Below are 20943 nucleotides of genomic sequence, written 5' to 3'. Positions count from 1 at the left end.
GGCCTTCCGAACGTACGATTGGATCATGGCTCGTAACGTCGTCATCAGTGGTGGTGGGAGCGGGATCGGGCTGGCCGCGGCCCGTCTCTTCGCCGCCGACGGGGACCAGGTGCTGCTGCTCGGGCGGCGGGCCGAGGTGCTGGAGAAGTCCGGGGTGCCCGGCGCGCTCACCTTCGCCGCCGATCTCAGCGAGGCGGCCGGTGTGCGGGCGGTCGCCCGGTACGTCGCCGATGAGCTGGGCACCGTCGATGTGCTCGTGCACAGCGCCGGCGGGGGCGGGCAGCTGGAACCGCCGGCCGGCAGCGACGATCCGCTCGACCGTGCCGCCCACGACTGGACCGTGAACTTCCGGATCAACACCCTCACTGCCGTCCTCCTCACCGAGGCCCTCAAGGAGCGGCTCGCCGAGCCCGGCGGGCGGGTGCTGTTCCTCAGTTCCATCGCCGCCTTCCGGGGGTCCGGCAGCGGGGCGTACGCGGCGTCCAAGGCGGCGCTGCATCCGTACGCCCATGATCTGGCCCGGCAGTTGGGGCATCGCGGGATCACCGTGAACGTGGTCGCGCCCGGCTATGTCGAGGACACCGGCTTCTTCGGGGACGCGATGACCGAGGAGCGGCGGGCGCGGCTCGTCGCCGAGACGTCCACCGGGCGCGCCGGGACGCCCGGGGACATCGCGGCCACCCTGCACTGGCTGGCCTCCCCGGGCGCCGGGCACATCACCTCGCAGATCATCCAGGTCAACGGCGGGGCCGAGCGCGGGCACTGAGGCCCGTGCCCGGATCAGCCCCGGCCCGTGCGCGGCGGCTCGTGCGCGCGGCGCGGGCCCGGGGGCACCGCGTCCGGGGCGCCCCCGCGGCGGCCCACCGGGAGCGCCGCGTCCGCCGTGTTCACCCGGGGCAGCGCGTACGGGTGCTCCACGTACAGCCAGCGGATCATCTGCTCGCGGACCGTGACCCGTACCGTCCAGATGTCGTCGGCGTCCTTCGCCGTGACCAGAGCGCGCACCTGGATGGTGTTGGGCGTGGAGTCGGTGACCGCGAGGCCGAAGTCACGGCCGTCCCAGGCCGGGCACTCGCGCAGGATGTCGCGCAGCTGCTCGCGCATCAGCTCGGTCGGGGCCGAGTGGTCGAGGTGCCAGTAGACGATGCCGGTCATCTGGGCGCTGCCGCGCGACCAGTTCTCGAAGGGCTTGGAGGTGAAGTAGGACACCGGCATCGTGATCCGGCGCTCGTCCCAGGTGCGTACGGTGAGATAGGTCAGCGTGATCTCGTCGACCGTGCCCCACTCGCCGTCCACGACCACGGTGTCCCCGATGCGGACCATGTCGCCGAAGGCGATCTGCAGTCCCGCGAACAGATTGCTCAGCGTGGACTGGGCGGCCACACCGGCGACGATGCCGAGGATGCCCGCCGAGGCCAGCAGGGACGCGCCGGCCGCGCGCATCGCGGGGAACGTGAGCAGCATGGCGGCCGCCGCGACCACGCCGACGATCGCCGCGACGACCCGCATGATCAGGGAGACCTGGGTGCGCACCCGGCGCACCCGCGCCGGGTCGCGCTGGGCGCGTGAGCTGGCGTAACGGGTGTACGACGTCTCCACGACCGCGGCCGTGATCCGGATCACCAGCCAGGACGCGGACCCGATGAGGACCAGGGTGAGGAACCGGCCGATGCCGACCCGGTGTTCCTGGAACAGTTCCGCCTCGTCGTAGGACCCTCTCAGCATGGCCGCGCAGAGCACGAGCTGGTAGGGGACGCGACCGCGGCGCAGCAGGCCCCACAACGGGGTCTCGCTGTGCCGCTCGTCGGCCTTGCGCAGCAGCTGGTCGGTGGCCCACCCGATAAGAAGCGTGAGCACGACCGAGCCGCCGACGACGATCAGCGGGCGCAGTACGTTCTCCATGCCTCCGACCGTACTGGCACGATGGGCTTCATGAACATCATGCTCTTTCACTCGACCTACGGTCTGCGTCCCGCCGTGCGCGCGGCGGCGGACCGGCTGCGTGCCGCCGGGCACGAGGTGTGGACGCCCGACCTGTTCGAGGGACGTACGTTCGACACCGTCGAGGAGGGCATGGCGCACAAGGAGGAGATCGGCAAGGACGAGCTGCTGAAGCGGGCCGTGCTGGCCGCCGCGCCCTACTCCGAGCGCGGGCTCGTGTACGCCGGGTTCTCGCTGGGCGCCTCCATCGCGCAGACCCTCGCCCTGGGGGACGACAAGGCGCGCGGCCTGCTGCTTCTGCACGGCACCTCGGACCTGGCGCCGAACGCGTCGGTGGACGGGCTGCCGGTCCAGCTGCACGTGGCCGAACCGGACCCGTTCGAGACCGACGACTGGCTGAGCGCCTGGTATCTCCAGATGGGCCGGGCGGGCGCCGACGTCGAGATCTACCGGTACGCGGGGGCCGGTCACCTCTACACCGACCCCGACCTGCCGGACTACGACGCGGAGGCCGCCGAGGCCACCTGGCGCGTGGCGCTCGGCTTCCTCGGCGACCTCTAGGGCCTCTCAGGCCCTGGACCGGGCTCAGCCCGCGGCGCGGTAGGCCGCCCAGCTCTGCTGCATGCGCGTCACCTGGCCGGCGGTGAACTGGTACATGCAGGCGTCGTACGTGTAGTCCATGAAGTTGTGGATCGGGTCGACGCCCGTCTTGTTGGTGCAGGTGTCGCGGCCCTCGGGGCACTGGTAGGCGGCGCTCTTCTCGGCCGGGGTGTCGTCGACGTAGTCGCCGTTGCCGCTACAGCCGCCCTGGAAGGTGTGGTACAGCCCCATCCAGTGGCCGACCTCGTGGGTCGCGGTGTCGCCCTCGTCGTAGTTGGCGGCCGAGCCGCCCGGCAGGGAGGTGTCGAGGATGACGACGCCGTCCATGGACGGGCTGGACTTGTAGGAGCTGGGGAAGGTGGCCCAGCCGAGGAGGCCGCCGCCGAGGTTGGCGGTGTAGATGTTCAGCGCGTTCGCGCCGCCCTTGCGCAGGGCGGACTTCATCGCCTTCTCCGCGGTCGAGCCGGAGCTGAGGTTGTACCAGGTGGCGTTGTCCGTGTAGTCGGTGCCGGCCAGCGTGAACTGGAAGCCGGAGTCGGTGTTCCCGGTGCCCTGGCCGGCGTAGGCCGCGTTCAGGACGTTCATCTGCGCGGTGATGTCGGACGAGCTGAGCTTGCCGGTGGTGCCGTCGTGGATGACGTGGAAGTAGACCGGGATGCTGCTACTGGCAGCCGCCAGCGAGGAAACGTTCCGCCCCGCGGCGCGCAGCTGGTCGACGCGCTTGTGCAGATCGGCGTCCAGGGCCTTGGCCTTGGCGTCGGTGATCTCGTTGGGCTCGGCGACGCTCGCGCCGCTTCCCGGACGGGCCGCGCGGGCCGCGGAGTCGGTGGTGTCGGCGCATGCGGCGGTGGCGGTGCCGGCCGCGGCGATGCCCGTCGGTACCGACACGGGCGCGAGGAGCAGGGTTCCGGCCACGGCGGCCGTGCCGAGAACGCGTCTGCGCGTCAGGGGAGATATCCGGGCAAGCGCACGCATGCTGACTCCTGGTGGAGGCGGTGGGGAGAGAGGCTCAGGGGTCTTCCTGGCCACCGCCCGGAGATTACGTGGGCATGTCCATGGCGGAAGAGGATCGATCAGGCCCAATCAAACACCCGGCGAACAGGGGTAATTGGGGCGATGAACAGATGCTCTGTCCGGAGTTCGAGATCGCGTCGTAACGCGTTGCGTGCCGCGGGCGGGTGGTGTGTCCGTATTCGGAATGCGGCGCGCACCACCCGCCGTAGCGATGTGATCTTCGGTTAACACGCGTCGGTCGCTCGGCGGTTGGCCGAAAAGCGACGCTCGGAGCCGGGGATCACACCGGGTCGTACGTCCGCTCGACCTTCTGGGTGCCGCTGCGGGTGCGGTACGAGCGCGCCCAGGACGAGGTCGCGTCCGCCTTCGTACGGTCGGACAGTACGTAGTAGTCCATCTGCGCGCGGTCGGCGGTGATGTCGAGGACGCCGTAGCCGTGGCGGTCGGTGTCGACCCAGTGGACGTGCCGGTTGGCGGCGCGGATGATCGGCGAGGCGAGTGCCGAAACGGTTCCCTCGGGCAGCTTCGCGAGGTCGTCGAGGTTGTCGGACGTCACCGAGGTGACCACGAACTCCGTGGCCGCCGACGCCGACAGCGGGTACGTACCGGCGTCCACCGGCACGTCGTTGGCCCACGCCATGTGGATGTCACCGGTCAGGAAGACGGTGTTGCGGATGGCGTTCGAGCGCAGATGGGCCAGCAGCTCGCGGCGGTCGTCGGTGTAGCCGTCCCACTGGTCGGTGTTGAGGGCCAGGCCCTCCTGCGGCAGACCGAGCAGCTCGGCCAGCGGCTTGAACAGGTCGGCGGTGAGGGAGCCGATGGCGAACGGCGAGATCATCACCGAGTTGCCGACCAGCCGCCAGGTGGTGTCGGAGGACTTCAGCCCGGCCTTGAGCCAGTCGAGCTGGGCGCGCCCGGTGAGCGTGCGGTCCGGGTCGTCGACGTCGCCGTTGCCGACCTTGACCTGCTGGGAGCGGAAGGAGCGCAGGTCCAGCAGGGAGAGGTCGGCGAGCTTGCCGAAGCGCAGCTTGCGGTAGGTCGTGCCGGCGATCGCCGGGCGGACCGGCATCCACTCGAAGTACGCCTGCCGCGCCGCCGCCTGACGGGCCGTCCAGGAGCCCTCGGCGCCCTCGGTGTGGTTCTCGGCGCCGCCCGACCAGGCGTCGTTGGCGAACTCGTGGTCGTCCCAGATCGCGATGACCGGCGCCTTGAGGTGCAGGGCCTGGAGATCGGGGTCCGTCTTGTACGTGCCGTGCCGCAGGCGGTAGTCGGCGAGGGTGATGATCTCGTGCGTGGGCGCGTGCTGCCGTACGACCGTGTCACGGGTGCCGTACTGGCCGGTGCCGTACTCGTAGATGTAGTCGCCCAGGTGCAGCCAGGCGTCGAGGTCGCCGCGCGCCGCGAGATGGCGGTACGCCGCGAAGTAGCCGGCCTCCCAGTTGGCGCAGGAGACCACGCCGAAGCGGAGGCCGGTCACCGAGGCGTCCGCCGCCGGCGCGGTGCGGGTGCGCGCCACCGGGGAGTCGGTGCCGCCGGACGAGAAGCGGAACCAGTAGTCGGTGGCCGGCGCGAGACCGCGCACATCGGCCTTGACGGTGTGGTCGGAGGCGGCGGTGGCGGTCACCGAGCCCTTGGCGACGATGTTCGTCAGCGCCTTGTCGCGGGCGACGACCCACGAGACCTCGGTGTCCGGGCCGAGTCCGGAGCCGGGTATCGCCTCGGCGGTCGGGGTCACCCGGGTCCACAGCAGGATGCCGTCGGGGAGCGGATCGCCGGAGGCGACGCCGTGCAGGAAGGCGGGCGCGGTGTCGGCGGCCCGGGCCGGCAGCGCCGCGGCGAGCGGGCCGGCCAGCACAGCGGTGGCCGCCGCGGCCTTGACGACCGTACGGCGGCGTGGGGAAAGCGAATTGGGGCCTTCGGAGGCTCTGTGTCGTCTGGTCACGAGCGATCAGGTTACTGATCGGTATGAACGAGAGCGGGCGAACTCGTGAAAGTTCGCCCGCTCTTCGCGTGCCCGTCTTCTGCTGTGCCCTACGGCGCGGCCCGGTCCGGTGCGGTAAGGCCGGGCCGAGGACGGATCAGCCCTTCAGGGCCGCGTCGACGACCTGGTTGTAATCGGCCACCGTCATCGGCTGGGTCTTCGCCGCGGTGACGAGCTTCTTGCCGTTCATGACGAAGCTCGGGGTGCCGCTGACGCCGTCCTTGTTGGTGTTGAAGGTCTGCGACATCGCCACCGCCCAGGCGTCGTACGTGCCGTCCTTCACCGCCTTCTGGAACGCGGTGTTGTTCTTCAGCGCCGGGACGGTGTTCGCGACCTCGATCAGGTAGTCGTCGCTCTTGAACTTGTCGTCGGACTCGTCCGGGTGGTACTTCGCCGAGTACAGCGCGGTCTTGTACTGCAGGAACGCCTCCGGGCTGACGTTCAGCGCGGCGCCCAGGGCGCTCATCGCGTTCTTCGAGCCCTCGCCGCGCGAACCGACCTTGAAGCCCTTGTCGTCGGTGTCGCCGTCCAGGAACGTGCCGCCGACGAACTGGATCTTGTACTTGCCGCTGTCGATGTCCTTCTGCACGGTCGAGCCGACGACCTGCTCGAACTGGGCGCAGACCGGGCAGCGCGGGTCCTCGTAGACCTTGAGGGTCTTCTTCGCGGTGCTCTTGCCGATGACGACGGTCGTGCCGTCCGTGCCCGTGGTGTGGGCGGGCGCGACGACCTTCTCGTCCGCCATGGACGCCCAGTGGCTGGGCTTGTTCGCCTGGACGACGGCGTATCCGACGCCGCCCGCCGCCGCCAGCACGCCGACGACCGACAGGGCGACGACGATCTGCCGCTTCGCCTTGGCCTTCTTCGCCTGGCGCTCGCGCTCGACGCGCAGCCGCTCCCGGGCCGCGGTCTTCGCCGACTGACTGTTGCGCTTGCTCATATGGGTGATCTCCTGTGGGACGCGCACACGGGTGCGCGGGGGACGTGTGGGGGGCCGGACGGCGCGCTCGCGGTTACGCGGCGCCGGCCGGCGGGTCTTCGGTGCGGGACCGGACGGGGCGCGTGCGCACCGCGTCGTCCGGCGGAACCTCGGGGGGCTCGCCCGGGCTCAGGCGGCCGCGGGCGTGAGCGGCGGGGGACCGCGGCGGGCCAGGGAGTGCACCAGGAGACGGCCCTGCCCGCTGGCGGGGCGGTGGGCGGGGCGCGGGAGGCGGCGGGCCGTGCGGGCGCGCCGGGTGGTCACCGCGGCCACCGCCAGCAGCAGCGGGCGGAACGTCGTCGCCGCCGCGGCGCACAGCAGCTGGGCCAGCGCCCGCTCGCCCCGGCGCAGCCAGGCCGCGGCGACCAGGCCGACGGCGACATGCGCGGCGAGCAGCAGCCAGGCGGTCGCCGGGCCGGCGTGGGTGAGCAGCGGGTCGATCCGGTCGGCGCCGGCGCCGGTCCAGCGCCCCTCGCCGAGGTGTGCGGCGCCACCCATGCCCCATTGGGTCAGCGGGGTGCCGACCCGGGTGCCGTCACCGCACAGGACGTCCCAGCCGACCGAGCGCAGGGGGCCCGCCACGGGGCCGCCCGCCGGGCCGTAGCAGACGTGCTGGCCGGTGGTGAACACCGTGTCCGCGGCCAGCTCCAGGGGGACCAGCAGGGCGGCGATCCGCCCGAAGCCGCGCTCGCGGCCCGCGAGGGCGAACGCGAGGACGAACACCGCGCCCGCGACGGCGGCGACCGTGTTCAGCGGCAGGGGGACCCGCGACAGCAGCACGTGCGACGCGGTGCTGAGCGTCACGACTACGGCCGTGAACAGCGCCGCGCGTACGGCTCTGAGGCGGGTCCCTGATATGTCCATAGCGGAGGAGAGTGTGTCACGGGCCGCGGTAAGAGACCCCTAAAGGGTGCCTGTGAGCGGCCGGTCCGTCACAGACCCGGTATCCGGCCGTTGCGGAAGAGGTCGACGAAGATCTGGTGGTCGGCACGCGCGCGTGCGCCGTACGTGTGCGCGAAGTCCGTCAGGAGCGGGGCGAAGCCCTCCTCGTCGGCGGCGATCGCCGCGTCGATGGCCCGCTCCGTGGAGAAGGGCACCAGCGACTCGCCGGAGGTGTCGTCGGCGGCCGCGTGCATGGTGGCGGTGGCCCGGCCGAGGTCCGCGACGACCGCCGCGATCTCCTCCAGGTCGTCGATGTCGCCCCACTCCAGGTCCACGGCGTACGGCGACACCTCGGCGACCAGCTGGCCGGCCCCGTCCAGCTCGGTCCAGCCCAGCCACGGGTCCGCGTGGGCCTGCAGGGCGCGCTGGGAGATCACCGTGCGGTGGCCCTCGTGGTGGAAGTAGTCGCGGATCGCGGGGTCCGTGATGTGGCGGGAGACGGCCGGGGTCTGGGCCTGCTTGATGTAGATCACGACGTCGTTCTCCAGGGCGTCGCTGTGGCCCTCCAGGAGGATGTTGTACGACGGGAGGCCGGCCGAGCCGATGCCGATGCCGCGGCGGCCGACGACGTCCTTCACGCGGTAGGAGTCCGGGCGGGCCAGGGACGTCTCCGGCAGCGTCTCCAGATAGCCGTCGAAGGCCGCCAGCACCTTGTAGCGCGTGGCCGCGTCCAGCTCGATGGAGCCGCCGCCGGGCGCGAAGCGGCGCTCGAAGTCACGGATCTCCGTCATCGAGTCCAGCAGCCCGAAGCGGGTGCGGGAGCGGGCGTCGCGCAGGGCGTCCAGGAGCGGGCCCGTCGCGGTGTCCAGCGTGAAGGGTGGCACCTCGTCCCGCTTGGCGCCGGTGGCCAGGGCGTGGATCCGCTCGCGGTACGCGCCCGCGTAGACCTCCACCAGCTCGGTGATCTGCTCGTCGCTGAGCGCCTTGGCGTAGCCGATGAGGGCGATGGACGCGGCGAAGCGCTTGAGGTCCCAGGTGAAGGGGCCGACGTAGGCCTCGTCGAAGTCGTTGACGTTGAAGATCAGGCGGCCGTTGGAGTCCATGTACGTGCCGAAGTTCTCGGCGTGCAGGTCGCCGTGGATCCACACGCGCGAGGTGCGCTCGTCCAGGAACGGTCCGCCCCGCTTCTCGGCGTCCAGGTCGTGGTAGAAGAGGGCCGCCGTGCCCCGGTAGAAGGCGAACGCCGAGGCCGCCATCTTGCGGAACTTCACGCGGAACGCGGCGGGGTCGGCGGCCAGGAGGCGGCCGAAGGCGGTGTCGAAGACGGCGAGGATCTCCTCGCCGCGGTGCTCGGCGCTGAGCTGCGGAACCGGCATCGGTGGGTGCCTCCTGGTGCATGACGTGTACGACGGCGTGTCTGCCGCCTCCAACGGACGGGGCCCGGGATTGGTGCCCGCGCCTCGCTGTGAAGGTACGCGGGGAAGGCCGCCAGGTGTCAGTGCCGAGGCATAGACTTCGACGCTGTCCCCCGAACTGTCCGCCAGCCCGTCGCCCAGCGTTTTCCCTGGAGGCCGCACCGTGTCAAAGCCGCCGTTCACGCACCTGCACGTCCACACCCAGTACTCGCTGCTGGACGGTGCCGCGCGGCTGAAGGACATGTTCAACGCGTGCAACGAGATGGGCATGACGCACATCGCCATGTCCGACCACGGCAACCTCCACGGGGCGTATGACTTCTACCACTCCGCGAAGAAGGCCGGGATCACCCCGATCATCGGGATCGAGGCGTATGTCGCCCCCGAGTCGCGGCGCAACAAGCGCAAGATCCAGTGGGGCCAGCCGCACCAGAAGCGCGATGACGTCTCCGGTTCGGGTGGTTACACCCACAAGACGATGTGGGCGGTGAACAAGACCGGCCTGCACAACATCTTCCGGCTCTCCTCCGACGCCTACGCCGAGGGCTGGCTGCAGAAGTGGCCCCGGATGGACAAGGAGACCATCTCCCAGTGGTCCGAGGGGATCGTGGCCTCCACGGGCTGCCCCTCCGGCGAGGTCCAGACCCGGCTGCGCCTGGGCCAGTTCGACGAGGCGCTCAAGGCGGCCGCCGACTACCAGGACATCTTCGGCAAGGAGCGGTACTTCCTGGAGTTGATGGACCACGGCATCGACATCGAGCACCGGGTCCGCGACGGTCTGCTGGAGATCGGCAGGAAGCTCGGCATCCCCCCGCTGGTCACCAACGACTCGCACTACACGTACGCGCACGAGGCGGGGGCGCACGACGCGCTGCTGTGCATCCAGACCGGCAAGAACCTCTCCGACCCCGACCGCTTCAAGTTCGACGGCACGGGCTACTACCTGAAGTCCACGGAGGAGATGTACGCCATCGACTCCTCGGACGCCTGGCAGGAGGGCTGCGCCAACACGCTCCTCGTCGCCGAGATGGTCGACACCACCGGCATGTTCGAGAAGCGCGACCTCATGCCCAAGTTCGACATCCCCGAGGGCTACACCGAGGTCACCTGGTTCAAGGAGGAGGTCCGCCGGGGCATGGAGCGCCGCTTCCCCGGCGGCATCCCCGAGGACCGCCAGAAGCAGGCGGAGTACGAGATGGACGTCATCATCTCGATGGGCTTCCCCGGCTACTTCCTCGTCGTCGCCGACTTCATCATGTGGGCGAAGAACAACGGCATCGCCGTCGGCCCCGGCCGCGGCTCGGCGGCCGGCTCGATCGTCGCGTACGCCATGGGCATCACCGACCTCGACCCGATCCCGCACGGTCTGATCTTCGAGCGGTTCCTCAACCCCGAGCGCATCTCGATGCCCGATGTCGACATCGACTTCGACGAGCGCCGGCGCGTCGAGGTGATCCGGTACGTGACCGAGAAGTACGGCGCCGACAAGGTCGCCATGATCGGCACGTACGGCACCATCAAGGCCAAGAACGCGATCAAGGACTCCGCGCGCGTGCTGGGCTACCCGTACGCGATGGGCGACCGCATCACCAAGGCCATGCCCGCCGACGTCCTCGGCAAGGGCATCCCGCTCTCGGGCATCACCGACCCCAGCCACCCGCGCTACAGCGAGGCGGGCGAGGTCCGCGGGATGTACGAGAACGAGCCGGACGTGAAGAAGGTCATCGACACCGCGCGCGGTGTGGAGGGCCTGGTCCGGCAGATGGGTGTGCACGCCGCCGGCGTGATCATGTCCAGCGAGACCATCACCGAGCACGTCCCGGTCTGGGTGCGGCACACCGACGGCGTGACCATCACCCAGTGGGACTACCCGAGCTGTGAGTCGCTCGGCCTGCTGAAGATGGACTTCCTGGGCCTGCGCAACCTCACGATCATGGACGACGCCGTCAAGATGGTGAAGGCCAACAAGGGGATCGACATCGACCTCCTCGGCCTGCCGCTCGACGACCCGAAGACCTTCGAACTGCTCCAGCGCGGCGACACCCTCGGCGTCTTCCAGTTCGACGGCGGCCCCATGCGCTCGCTGCTGCGTCTGATGAAGCCCGACAACTTCGAGGACATCTCCGCCGTCTCGGCCCTGTACCGCCCGGGCCCGATGGGCATGAACTCCCACACGAACTACGCGCTGCGCAAGAACAAGCAGCAGGAGATCACTCCGATCCACCCGGAGCTGGAGAAGCCGCTCGAAGAGGTCCTGGCCGTCACCTACGGCCTGATCGTCTACCAGGAGCAGGTGCAGAAGGCCGCCCAGATCATCGCCGGGTACTCGCTCGGCGAGGCCGACATCCTGCGCCGTGTGATGGGCAAGAAGAAGCCCGACGAGCTGGCGAAGAACTTCACCATCTTCCAGGCCGGCGCCCGTAAGAACGGCTACAGCGACGAGGCGATCCAGGCCCTGTGGGACGTGCTGGTGCCCTTCGCCGGCTACGCCTTCAACAAGGCGCACTCCGCCGCGTACGGCCTGGTGTCGTACTGGACCGCGTACCTCAAGGCGAACCACCCCGCCGAGTACATGGCCGCGCTGCTGACCTCCGTCAAGGACGACAAGGACAAGTCGGCGATCTACCTCAACGAGTGCCGCCGCATGGGCATCCGGGTGCTCCCGCCGAACGTCAACGAGTCGGTGCACAACTTCGCCGCCCAGGGCGACGACGTGATCCTCTTCGGCCTGGAGGCCGTGCGCAACGTCGGCACCAACGTGGTCGAGTCGATCATCAAGAGCCGCAAGGCCAAGGGCAAGTACGCCTCCTTCCCGGACTACCTCGACAAGGTCGACGCGGTCGCGTGCAACAAGCGCACCACGGAGTCGCTGATCAAGGCGGGCGCGTTCGACACCCTGGGGCACACCCGCAAGGGCCTGACCGCGCAGTACGAGCCGATGATCGACAACGTGGTCGCGGTCAAGCGCAAGGAGGCCGAGGGCCAGTTCGACCTCTTCGGCGGGATGGGCGACGAGGAGAACAGCGAGCCGGGCTTCGGCCTCGACGTGCAGTTCACCGACGAGGAGTGGGACAAGACCTATCTGCTCGCCCAGGAGCGGGAGATGCTCGGTCTGTACGTCTCCGACCACCCGCTCTTCGGCCTGGAGCACGTGCTGTCCGACAAGGCCGACGCGGGCATCGCCCAGCTCACCGGCGGTGAGCACGCCGACGGCGCGGTCGTGACCATCGGCGGCATCATCTCGGGCCTCCAGCGCAAGATGACCAAGCAGGGCAACGCCTGGGCGATCGCCACGGTCGAGGACCTCGCGGGCTCCATCGAGTGCATGTTCTTCCCCGCCACCTACCAGCTGGTGTCGACCCAACTCGTCGAGGACGCCGTCGTGTTCGTCAAGGGGCGGCTCGACAAGAGGGAGGACGTGCCCCGCCTCGTCGCCATGGAGCTGATGGTCCCCGACCTGTCCGCCGCGGGCACCAACGCGCCCGTGATCCTCACCATCCCGGCGGTGAAGGTCACCCCGCCGATGGTCAGCCGCCTCGGCGAGATCCTCACCCACCACAAGGGCGACAGCGAGGTCCGTATCAAGCTCCAGGGCCCGACCAGGACGACGGTCCTGCGGCTCGACCGGCATCGGGTGAAGCCCGATCCGGCGCTGTTCGGCGATCTGAAGGTGCTGCTCGGCCCGTCCTGCCTGGCCGGCTGAGCGACACACGCGCGAGGGGCGCGTCCCGCACGGGACGCGCCCCTCGGTCGTACCCGGGTCTCGACGACCCGTCCTGCGGATATCAGTTGTGACCGAAGCTCTTCTGCCGGCCCTTGCGCGCCATGTCGCCCGGGGTCACCTGGACGGCGTGCTGCTCGGCCTGCGCCTCCATCGAGGTCTGCTGGGCCTGCTGCTGAGCGCGTTCGGACTGCGGCTGCTTACGGTTCTGCTTCTTGTTCTTGGCCATGGGGGAGCCTCCGTGGGGGAATCTAGGGGCCAGGGCCGGGACCAGATTCACATAGGCTGACACTCGGCGCATTTCGGATAATTACCCTGTGTGACACGGGTTCCTTCGCGCGTCGGGGCACCGAAACGCCACGCCGAAGATCGAGTTCGGGCCGTTAACCTCCCGACGGTCGGGCAGACTCGAAGCAAGCCCGAACCAAACCTCCAGGGAAGAGGGTGAGTCGCGTGGACCGCTGCATCGTCCTGGTGGACGCCGGGTATCTGCTGGGCGCCGCCGCCAGCCTCCTCGCCGGGGAACCCTCCCGGTCCCGGATCACGGTCGACCACGCCGCCCTCGTCCAGGGACTGCGCGAACAGGCCGAGTCCGACACCGAGCGGCCCCTGCTGCGCATCTACTGGTTCGACGGCGCCCCCGACCGCGTCCCGCAGCCGGAGCACCGCCGGCTGCGCGTCATGCCCCGGGTCACCGTGCGCCTGGGCGCGCTGACCCGCAGCGACGGCCGCTGGGCGCAGAAGGGCGTGGACGCCGCCATGCACGCCGAACTGACCGAGCTGGCCCGCAACCGCGCCTGCTCCGATGTCGTCCTCGTCACCGGCGACGGCGATCTGCTGCCCGGCATGATGGCCGCCAAGGAACACGGCGTCGCCGTCCACCTGTGGGCCGTCCAGGCCGCCGACGGCGACTACAACCAGTCCGAGGACCTCGTCGCGGAGGCCGACGAACGCCGCGTCCTGGACCGTACGTGGATCACCAAGGCCGTCCGCGCCAAGGAGCTCGGCGGGGTGTGCGCGCCGCCGCCCGTGCCCCGGCCCGAGATCGCCGCGATCCTCTCCGCGCCGCTGCCCGACGCCCCGCTCGCCCCCGCCCCCGAGCGGCCCGCCGAGGAGGGCGAGCACGCCGCCGCCGGGGCCGAGCACGGCAGCCGGGAGCCGCTCCCCGCGACGAAGGGCGTGCCCACCCCCAAGGACCTCGCCGCCCTGCGCGCGCCCGGCGTCCAGGCGGTGCAGCATCCCGCCACCGCGACCCTGCGGTGGTCCTCCGACAAGGGCTGGGTGGACCGGCCCGGTGTCGCCGCCGAGCCCGCCGAGGCCTCCTCCATGCCGACGCTCGCCCAGCTGACCACGGCGGAACAGCGGTGGGCCGACCGCGAGGAGGACATCACCACCGTGGGCGGCGACCCCTACGAGGTGGGGCAGGTCTTCGCCCGGCGCTGGATGGAACGCCTCGGCGACCAGGGCCATCTACAGCGGCTGACCGGGATGTACCCGAGGATCCCGCACCGCATCGACGGCGAACTGCTGCGGTACGCCGCCCGCTTCGGGCTGCTCGCCCACAAGGACGACCAGATCGACGAACACGACCGGTACGCGATCCGCGCGGGGTTCTGGCGGGTCATCGGTGTCCGGACGGCCGCGGAACACGCTCCGGCGGGGGACTGAACCGGGCGTTCGGGACGCCCCCGACGGCGAGCGAAAGCGCCCGACCCCGTACCCTCGTCCTTTGTGAGTACGCGCGCGGCGCCGGCCCTCCGGCACAGGGACGAGGTCGTCTGCGCCGTGCGCGGGCTGACCAAGACCTACCCGGCGCTCCGGGGCCGGCGGGGCGTTCCCGCGACGCCAGAGGTGCGGGCCACCGACGACGTACGGCTGGACATCCGGCGGGGTGAGATCTTCGGGCTGCTCGGGCCGAACGGGGCCGGCAAGTCCACCCTCGTCCGCCAGCTCACCGGGCTGATGCGGCCCGACGCGGGCAGCGTCGAGATCCTCGGACACGACATCGTGCGCCACCCGGAGCGGGCCGCGCGCCTGCTCGCCTACCTCGGCCAGGAGTCCACCGCCCTCGACGAGCTGACCGTGTCCCTCGCCGCCGAGACCACCGGGCGGCTGCGCGGCCTCGACGCACGCCGGGCGCGCGCCGCGCGGGACGGCGTGCTCGACGAGCTGGGCCTCACGCCCATCGCCGGACGGCCGCTGCGCAAGCTCTCCGGCGGACAGCGCAGGCTGGCGTGCTTCGCCTCCGCGCTCGTGGGGGAGCGGCCGCTGCTGGTGCTGGACGAGCCCACCACGGGCATGGACCCCGTCGCACGGCGGGCCGTGTGGTCCGCGGTGGACCGTCGGCGCGCCGAGCACGGCACGACCGTGCTGCTGGTCACCCACAACGTCATCGAGGCCGAGACGGTCCTCGACCGGGTCGCCGTCCTCGACCAGGGGCGGATCATCGCCTGCGACACGCCCACCGGTCTCAAGGAGCGGGTCGCGGGCGAGGTGCGGGTCGAGCTGGTGTGGCGGGAGCGGGCGCCGCTGGACGTGCCCGAGGTCGCCGCGCTGCGCGAGCGGGCCGCCGAGTCCGGGCGGCGCTGGACGCTGCGGCTGGCGCCCGAGGAGGCCCGCGCGATCGTCGCCACCGTCACCGGCGGTGCCGCCTTCGCCGCGCTGGACGACTTCACCCTCGCCACGCCCAGCCTGGAGGACGTGTATCTCGCTCTGGGCGGGGCCGCGCGGCAGGGACTGGTGCGGGCGTGAGCGCGTGGGCGGCCGGATCCGTAAGGGGCGGTGTGAGAGCCGTAGGGAAGAGGAGCTGCTCCACGTGAGTGTCGTACCCGCCGAAGCGCTGTCGGGCCGCGTCCCGGCCGTGGACGAGCCGGTCCGGGAAGCGGCCGAGCTCGGGCCGCGGGCGCGGCTGTGGCCGTCGCTGGTGGCCGTCTACCGGGCGCAGCTGTCGCGGGCCCGGGTGGCGCGCATCCCGCTGCTGTTCGTCGCGACGTTCCAGTCGGTCGGCATCCTGATCATGATGCGGGGTGTCGTCGACGGCGGGAGCGAGGCGGAGTCGGTGGTCGCCGGGTCGGCCGTCCTCGTCGTCGCCTTCGTGGCGCTGAACCTGCTCGCCCAGTACTTCGGGCAGCTGCGCGCGAGCGGCGGGCTCGACCACTACGCGACGCTGCCCGTGCCGCCGGCGGCCGTGGTGCTGGGCGCGGCCGGGGCGTACGCCTCCTTCACCGTGCCGGGGACCGTGCTGACCGCGATCTTCGGCTGTGTGCTGTTCGGGCTGCCGCTGACCCATCTGTGGGTGCTGGCCGCGGTGATCCCGCTGGCCGGGGCCGCGCTGTCCGGGCTCGGCGCGGCCTTCGGGCTGCTCGCGCCGCGGCCGGAGCTGGCGACCGTGCTGGGGCAGCTGGGGATGTCGGCGGCGCTGCTGCTGGGCGTGCTGCCGCCCGAGCGGATGCCCGAGGTGGTGCGGGTCGCACGGGATCTGCTGCCGTCCACGTACGGCGTGGAGGCGCTGGCGAGGACCTTCTCGGCGCGGCCGGACTGGGCGTTCGTGGTGGGCGATCTCGCCGTGTGCGCCGGGGTCGGGGTCGTGTCGCTGGCCGTGGCCACGTGGGCCTACCGGCGGGCCGCCGTTCGCTGAGGCGGACCGGTGCCGGCCGGGCGCGCGGCGGCCCGTGCGGGGCCGGGGCGTGATCTGGTGAAGCGTCACTCAGGTGGGCCTGGCACGATGGCAGGGTGACCGCACCGCTGACTCCGCCTCCGCCGCCGCACGAACCGTCTCCGCAGGGGGCGTGGCCGCCTCCGACCGGGGGATACGCGTCCGGGGCGCCCGTACCGCCGTACGACGCCCTGCCGGATGAGGGGCCCGGGATGAAGACCGAACTGCGTGAGGCCGCCGTGGTCACGGTGGGCGTCGCCGTCGCCGGAGTGCTGCTCGGACTGCTGTGGGTGTGGCTGGCGCCGCGGGTGCCGCTCGTCGGCGATGTGGTGGACGGCGGCTGGGTCGTCTATCTGAAGGACACCGAAGGCGAGCAGGCGGTGGGCGTCGACGGGACGTTCGCGCTGCTGGGCCTGGGGTTCGGCGTGTTGAGCGCGGTGTCGGTGTTCCTGTGGCGGCGGCGCGGCGGCGTGCCGCTGGTGGTGGCACTGGGCGTGGGCGGTCTGCTCGGGGCGCTGCTGGCGTGGCGGCTCGGAGTCTGGCTGGGGCCCGCGGACGACGTGCTGGCGCACGCGAAGAGCGTGGGCAAGGGCGTCACCTTCTCGGCGCCGCTGAAGCTGGGCGCGAAGGGGGCGCTGCTGGCCTGGCCGCTCGCCGCCCTGCTGGTCCACCTGGGCCTCACGGCGCTGTTCGGACCCCGCGATCCCGAGGCGTACGAGCCGTACCCGGCACCGCCCGCGGGATGACCGCGCCCCCGGGGGTCAGGTCCGGCCGATCGGGGCCACCGTCGCGTCCGTCAGGGTGGCCAGGGACGACGGGGTGAGTTCCACCTCCAGGCCCCTGCGGCCCGCCGAGACGCAGATCGTCGTGTGGGCCTGTGCCGACGCGTCCAGGACGGTGGGGAGCTTCTTGCGCTGGCCCAGCGGGGAGATGCCGCCGCGCACGTAGCCCGTGGTGCGTTCCGCGAGGGTCGGGTCCGCCATGGCCGCCCGCTTGCCGCCCACCGCCGCCGCCAGCGCCTTCAGGTCCAGCTGGCCCGCGACGGGGACCACCGCCACCGTCAGCCTGCCGTCCACGTCCGCGACGAGGGTCTTGAACACGCGGTCCGGCGAGACGCCCATCGCCTCCGCCGCCTCCTCGCCGTAGGAGGGGTGGCTCGGGTCGTGGTCGTAGGAGTGGACCGTGAAGTCCACGCCCGCCGCGGTCAGGGCCACCGTCGCCGGGGTTCCACCGGACTGCTGCTGGTTCTTCGACTTCTTCGCCATGTCCTACCTACGGAGATACGGGCTCAGTTCAGGCTCGTGGGCGCGCGGGTCAGTTCCGCCGCGGGCAACGACGGCAGATTACGGATGATCGCCGTCTCCGCGCGCAGGAGTTTCAGCTCGTCCCGCAGCCGGGAGGCCGTGTCGGGCGCCTGGAGCAGCCGCTGCTTGGTCGGCGTGTCCAGCATCATCGCCGCGGCCACCAGGTAGGACACGACCGACGGGTCGTCGGGCAGGTCCGCGCCCGTCGCCAGGGAGCGTTCCCGCGCGCCCGCGAGCCGCTGCTGGTACTGGCGGAAGGCCCGCAGCACGCCCTTGCCGAGCGCGCCCGCCTCGTCGCCCGGCTCCTCCGGCAGCTCCTCCACCTCGGCCGTCAGGAACGCGCCCGACGCGTCCACCGACAGCAGCCGTACGCGCCGCGTGCCCGTCGCCAGGACCTCGAACGTGCCCTCGGCCCGCTCGCGGATCGTCGCGGCGTCGGCGACACAGCCCACGGAGTGGAACGCCTTCAGCGGGTCCGGGCCGAAGCCCGCCGCCGGGCCGCGCTGCGGCAGCGCCGTCGGATCGGGCATGCCCGGCGCGCTCGGCGCGACCTCGTGGCCGTCGCGGATGGCGACGACGGCGAACCGGCGCGGTTCCTCCTCGGGCGTCTTCAGCAGCTCGCGCATCATGGCGCGATAGCGCTCCTCGAAGACGTTCAGGGGCAGCACGAGCCCCGGGAACAGCACCGAGTTCAGGGGGAAGAGCGACAGTCGGGCGGTGGTCACGACGTCAGAGCCTAGTGGTCCGGAAGCGTGCGGTGGTCCGCGAGGCGGGGCGGACGCAGCGGCTCGCCGCGCAGAAGTGCCTCGCGCACCGCCAGGAAGTGGCCCAGCGGCTCCTCCGACTCCTGGTCCCAGGGGAAGGACGTGGCGTAGGGGCCGAGCAGGCGCAGCTGGACGAGGGCGTCCTCGCGACGGTTCAGGCGGGCCAGGACGTACGTCAGGACGTTGCGGATCTCGGCCGGCCAGGGGTCGGCCACCGGGAAGCCGGCGGACAGCACGATCGCCCGGTCGGCGGCCGCGTTCAGCCGCCCGCCGTCCACCCGGGGCCCGCAGCCGTCCGTCAGATAGGCGAACGCCGCCTGGAGGGGCAGCGCCTGGACGAGGGAGGAGGCCGGGGCGTCCTGGGCCGCGAGCTCGGCGAAGTCGAAGCACTCGTGGTGCGAGCCGTGCCAGGAGGCGGCCAGATAGCGCAGGGCGGCCACATGGCAGCCGTAGTGGTGGGGGGCCCGGCGGACCGCCGCCTCCCACAGTTCGCCGAAGTACTTGTGGCCGGCGCGCGCCCCGCGCGCGTGGTCGAGCGCGATCCGCCAGGGCACGGGGTCGCGGTCGAAGCTCCCGGCGGCCGCCGTGATCAGCGGGCTCACCTCGCGCAGCAGCTCCGCGCGGGCCGGGGAGCGCCAGGCGCGGTCCACCGCGAGCTGGGCGGAGACCAGCAGGACGTCCGGGTCGCGCGGGGCGGCGGCGCGCCACTCCTCGAACCAGTCGGGCCGCGCGTGCGCGAAGGACGCCAGGCGTACGGCGTACCGGTCGCGGTTCTCCCACTCGCCCCGCGCGCGCGTGCCGGCCAGGAGCGCGGCGGCCGGCCCGTAACGGTCCTGCCCGGCCGCGACCAGCGCGGGGCCGAGACGCTCGTCCGGCGCGTCGAGCAGCACCTCGTCGTCGGCCGGCAGTCCGGCGGCGGCAAGGCTCGGCACGGCTTTCGGGGAGCGGGCCGTGCGGATGAACGGGGGCAGCAGAGCCATGGTGTCGACCATTGAAAAGCCGCAGGTCGACGCAGCGCCAGAGGGAACGGTAAGGCGGCGGAAAGTTGTACGCCGGAAAGTCAAGGAGCGGTAAAAGGTGATGGTTCAACCATCATCGAATCCCGGCCGCTCAACTGCGTCGCAGCAGCCTCGTCGCCCCCGCCGCCACCGTCGTCGCCAGGATCCAGCCCAGCACGATCATCGCCGTCGACAGCCACTGCCAGCCACCCCGCAGCTGCCAGCGGTCGGCCTGGCCCAGGTCGATCACCGGGAGCAGCAGGTCGAGCGCGAACAGGGCCGGGCTCCACTGCGCGGGCCGGCCCGGGTCGGCCGGCGGGTGTCCCGCGCGCGCGAAGGCCAGCGAGCCCGCCGCCCACAGCACCGCCATCCACACGGCCGCCCGGCCCGGCCGGTAGCCGTAGGCGACCGTCCAGTCCTGCGCGTACCCCCACAGCTTCGCCGCGGGCGGCAGGGTCGTACGGCGGTGGCGCTGCTTGGCGAGCAGCACCTCGCGCGCGTCCTCGTCCTCGCCGCCCGCCCGCAGGACCGCCGCCAGCCGCTCGTACGGCTCCGGGTTGTACTCGGCGGTCGCCGCCGCCACCCACTTCAGCCGCTCCTGGAGCGGGAACGGGCCCCGCGGCACCAGGTTCTCGTAGGAGAAGCCGCCCATGTGGAGGTTGCCGGGCTCCGGCCAGGCGCTCGCCCGGTCCACCAGGTTGACCACGCGCGCGCCGGAGAGCACGACCTTGCCGCGCTGCGGCCGCTCGCCGAGGAAGCGCAGCTCGGGCGTCTGCACCCGGCGCAGCGACAGCTCCTGCGCGTCGCCGAGGAGGAACCGCGCGCCCTGGAGGTCGACCGCGTCCCCGAACCGCCCGTCGTCCAGCCGCGCCCCGCCCCGGCACTCGAACCGCTGGATCCGCGTCCCCTGCGCCGGGGTCGCCCCGCTCGCCGCCTGCACGCCGATGCCGGCCGGGGTCAGGTACAGCGCGCGCTCCACGGTCAGCTGCGGCGCGTTCAGCGCGCGGCCCTGCGGATGGGCCAGCCGGGCCCCGCGCAGGCTCAGCGACACGCCGACCTTGGCGCTGCGCAGACTCAGCTCGCCGTGCGACTCCAGGAGCTCGGCCTGGAGGTCCTGGCCGACGGTCATGCCGTCGCCGACGATGGACCGGCCGGTGCGATCGGGGTGCACGATCGCCTGGTTGAGCAGCAGGTCCGTGCCGATGTGCGCGTCCGTGAGCCGGATCCCGCGCTGGAAGCGGCACCGCGGCAGATGCAGATCGCCCTCGGTGTGCACCCGGGCGGCTTCGAGGCGCGGCACCGAGCAGTCCACCATGCGCACGGTCGTGAAACGGGCCTCCGGCAGCAGCACTTCCTTCTCGAAGCGGCAGCGCTTCATCTCCACGTACGGCACCACCGTGCCGCCCGCCAGGTCCAGGGTGCCGCTGATCAGCACCCCGGCCAGCTTCAACGACGCCACCCGGCCCGCCAGCGCGGGCGGGCCGTCCAGCAGCAGCCAGGCGACGATCCGCGCCCGCACGGTCCGCTCCGCGCCCCACGGCCGTCCGCCGTGCGGGTCGTCGACGAGCGCGTCGCCGCTGCTCAGGTCGTATCCGGTGCCGTTGCGGAAGGCCTGCCACATGCCGGCCTCGGCGGCGGTCAGATCGTCCGGCAGGTCCCCGGCCCGAATGCCGGCCCCCTCGGTCACAC

Annotated in this window: 18 protein-coding genes; 7 read left to right on the top strand and 11 right to left on the bottom strand. The window is 71.8% G+C overall.

All coding sequences use genetic code 11. From position 1 onward, the window contains the following. Positions 1-25 precede the first annotated feature (25 nt). Positions 26-766: an SDR family NAD(P)-dependent oxidoreductase gene (locus ACZ5NW_RS10185; protein ID WP_468743341.1), complete on the top strand. Its 741-nt coding sequence runs from the start codon at positions 26-28 to the stop codon at positions 764-766. Between the two features lie 14 nt (positions 767-780). On the opposite strand, the gene ACZ5NW_RS10180 is transcribed toward ACZ5NW_RS10185, so the two are convergent. Then, positions 781-1902, bottom strand: coding sequence for a mechanosensitive ion channel family protein (locus tag ACZ5NW_RS10180; RefSeq protein ID WP_468743340.1), 1122 nt, complete (start codon positions 1900-1902; stop codon positions 781-783). A gap of 30 nt (positions 1903-1932) precedes the next feature. Here ACZ5NW_RS10180 and ACZ5NW_RS10175 point away from each other — a divergent pair, with 30 nt between their 5' ends. Beyond that, positions 1933-2502, top strand: a complete 570-nt coding sequence (locus ACZ5NW_RS10175; protein WP_468743339.1) for a dienelactone hydrolase family protein — start codon at positions 1933-1935, stop codon at positions 2500-2502. A 24-nt stretch (positions 2503-2526) separates the two neighbouring features. Here the strand turns inward: ACZ5NW_RS10175 and ACZ5NW_RS10170 are convergent, their stop codons facing one another. The 5 genes from ACZ5NW_RS10170 to ACZ5NW_RS10150 all read right to left on the bottom strand — a co-directional run bounded on the left by ACZ5NW_RS10170 (position 2527) and on the right by ACZ5NW_RS10150 (position 8773). Beyond that, positions 2527-3516: a zinc metalloprotease gene (locus tag ACZ5NW_RS10170; protein WP_468743338.1), complete on the bottom strand. Its 990-nt coding sequence runs from the start codon at positions 3514-3516 to the stop codon at positions 2527-2529. A gap of 319 nt (positions 3517-3835) precedes the next feature. Then, entirely contained in the window at positions 3836-5497 is a 1662-nt protein-coding gene (locus ACZ5NW_RS10165; protein ID WP_468743337.1) for an alkaline phosphatase D family protein, read from the bottom strand. Between the two features lie 136 nt (positions 5498-5633). Beyond that, a complete protein-coding gene (locus ACZ5NW_RS10160) occupies positions 5634-6476 on the bottom strand; it encodes a thioredoxin domain-containing protein (protein ID WP_468743336.1) in 843 nt (280 codons plus the stop codon). A gap of 168 nt (positions 6477-6644) precedes the next feature. Next, positions 6645-7379, bottom strand: coding sequence for a hypothetical protein (locus ACZ5NW_RS10155; RefSeq protein ID WP_468743335.1), 735 nt, complete (start codon positions 7377-7379; stop codon positions 6645-6647). Between the two features lie 68 nt (positions 7380-7447). Then, a complete protein-coding gene (locus tag ACZ5NW_RS10150; protein ID WP_468743334.1) occupies positions 7448-8773 on the bottom strand; it encodes a DUF2252 domain-containing protein in 1326 nt (441 codons plus the stop codon). A gap of 202 nt (positions 8774-8975) precedes the next feature. Here ACZ5NW_RS10150 and dnaE point away from each other — a divergent pair, with 202 nt between their 5' ends. Next, on the top strand, positions 8976-12515 hold the full coding sequence (gene dnaE, locus ACZ5NW_RS10145; RefSeq protein WP_468743333.1) for a DNA polymerase III subunit alpha: 3540 nt from the start codon (positions 8976-8978) through the stop codon (positions 12513-12515). An 82-nt stretch (positions 12516-12597) separates the two neighbouring features. Here the strand turns inward: dnaE and ACZ5NW_RS10140 are convergent, their stop codons facing one another. Next, positions 12598-12762 carry a hypothetical protein gene (locus ACZ5NW_RS10140; protein ID WP_468743332.1) on the bottom strand — a complete coding sequence of 55 codons (165 nt, stop codon included), beginning with the start codon at positions 12760-12762 and terminating at the stop codon, positions 12598-12600. 224 nt (positions 12763-12986) lie between these two features. Between ACZ5NW_RS10140 and ACZ5NW_RS10135 the strand changes: the two genes are divergently transcribed. From ACZ5NW_RS10135 to ACZ5NW_RS10120, 4 genes are all read left to right on the top strand, one after another. Continuing rightward, positions 12987-14201: an NYN domain-containing protein gene (locus ACZ5NW_RS10135; protein ID WP_468743331.1), complete on the top strand. Its 1215-nt coding sequence runs from the start codon at positions 12987-12989 to the stop codon at positions 14199-14201. A 63-nt stretch (positions 14202-14264) separates the two neighbouring features. After that, positions 14265-15284 (top strand): ABC transporter ATP-binding protein, encoded by a 1020-nt coding sequence (locus tag ACZ5NW_RS10130; RefSeq protein ID WP_468743330.1) that lies wholly within the window; start codon positions 14265-14267, stop codon positions 15282-15284. A gap of 64 nt (positions 15285-15348) precedes the next feature. Then, on the top strand, positions 15349-16170 hold the full coding sequence (locus tag ACZ5NW_RS10125; RefSeq protein ID WP_468743329.1) for an ABC transporter permease: 822 nt from the start codon (positions 15349-15351) through the stop codon (positions 16168-16170). Between the two features lie 95 nt (positions 16171-16265). After that, positions 16266-16934 carry an AAA family ATPase gene (locus ACZ5NW_RS10120; RefSeq protein ID WP_468743328.1) on the top strand — a complete coding sequence of 223 codons (669 nt, stop codon included), beginning with the start codon at positions 16266-16268 and terminating at the stop codon, positions 16932-16934. Between the two features lie 15 nt (positions 16935-16949). On the opposite strand, the gene ybaK is transcribed toward ACZ5NW_RS10120, so the two are convergent. The 4 genes from ybaK to ACZ5NW_RS10100 all read right to left on the bottom strand — a co-directional run bounded on the left by ybaK (position 16950) and on the right by ACZ5NW_RS10100 (position 20941). Then, positions 16950-17453, bottom strand: coding sequence for a Cys-tRNA(Pro) deacylase (gene ybaK, locus ACZ5NW_RS10115; protein WP_468743327.1), 504 nt, complete (start codon positions 17451-17453; stop codon positions 16950-16952). 23 nt (positions 17454-17476) lie between these two features. Next, a complete protein-coding gene (locus ACZ5NW_RS10110) occupies positions 17477-18217 on the bottom strand; it encodes an LON peptidase substrate-binding domain-containing protein (protein WP_468743326.1) in 741 nt (246 codons plus the stop codon). Positions 18218-18228: 11 nt separating this feature from the next. Beyond that, positions 18229-19248, bottom strand: coding sequence for a hypothetical protein (locus tag ACZ5NW_RS10105; RefSeq protein ID WP_468743325.1), 1020 nt, complete (start codon positions 19246-19248; stop codon positions 18229-18231). A gap of 118 nt (positions 19249-19366) precedes the next feature. After that, positions 19367-20941, bottom strand: a complete 1575-nt coding sequence (locus ACZ5NW_RS10100) for an oxidoreductase (protein WP_468743324.1) — start codon at positions 20939-20941, stop codon at positions 19367-19369. Between the last annotated feature and the right edge of the window lie 2 nt (positions 20942-20943).

This window comes from Streptomyces sp. NPDC032126 (assembly GCF_055580085.1).
Note: the sequence above shows the minus strand (reverse complement) of the source record. Positions and strands in the feature narration are given on the sequence as shown.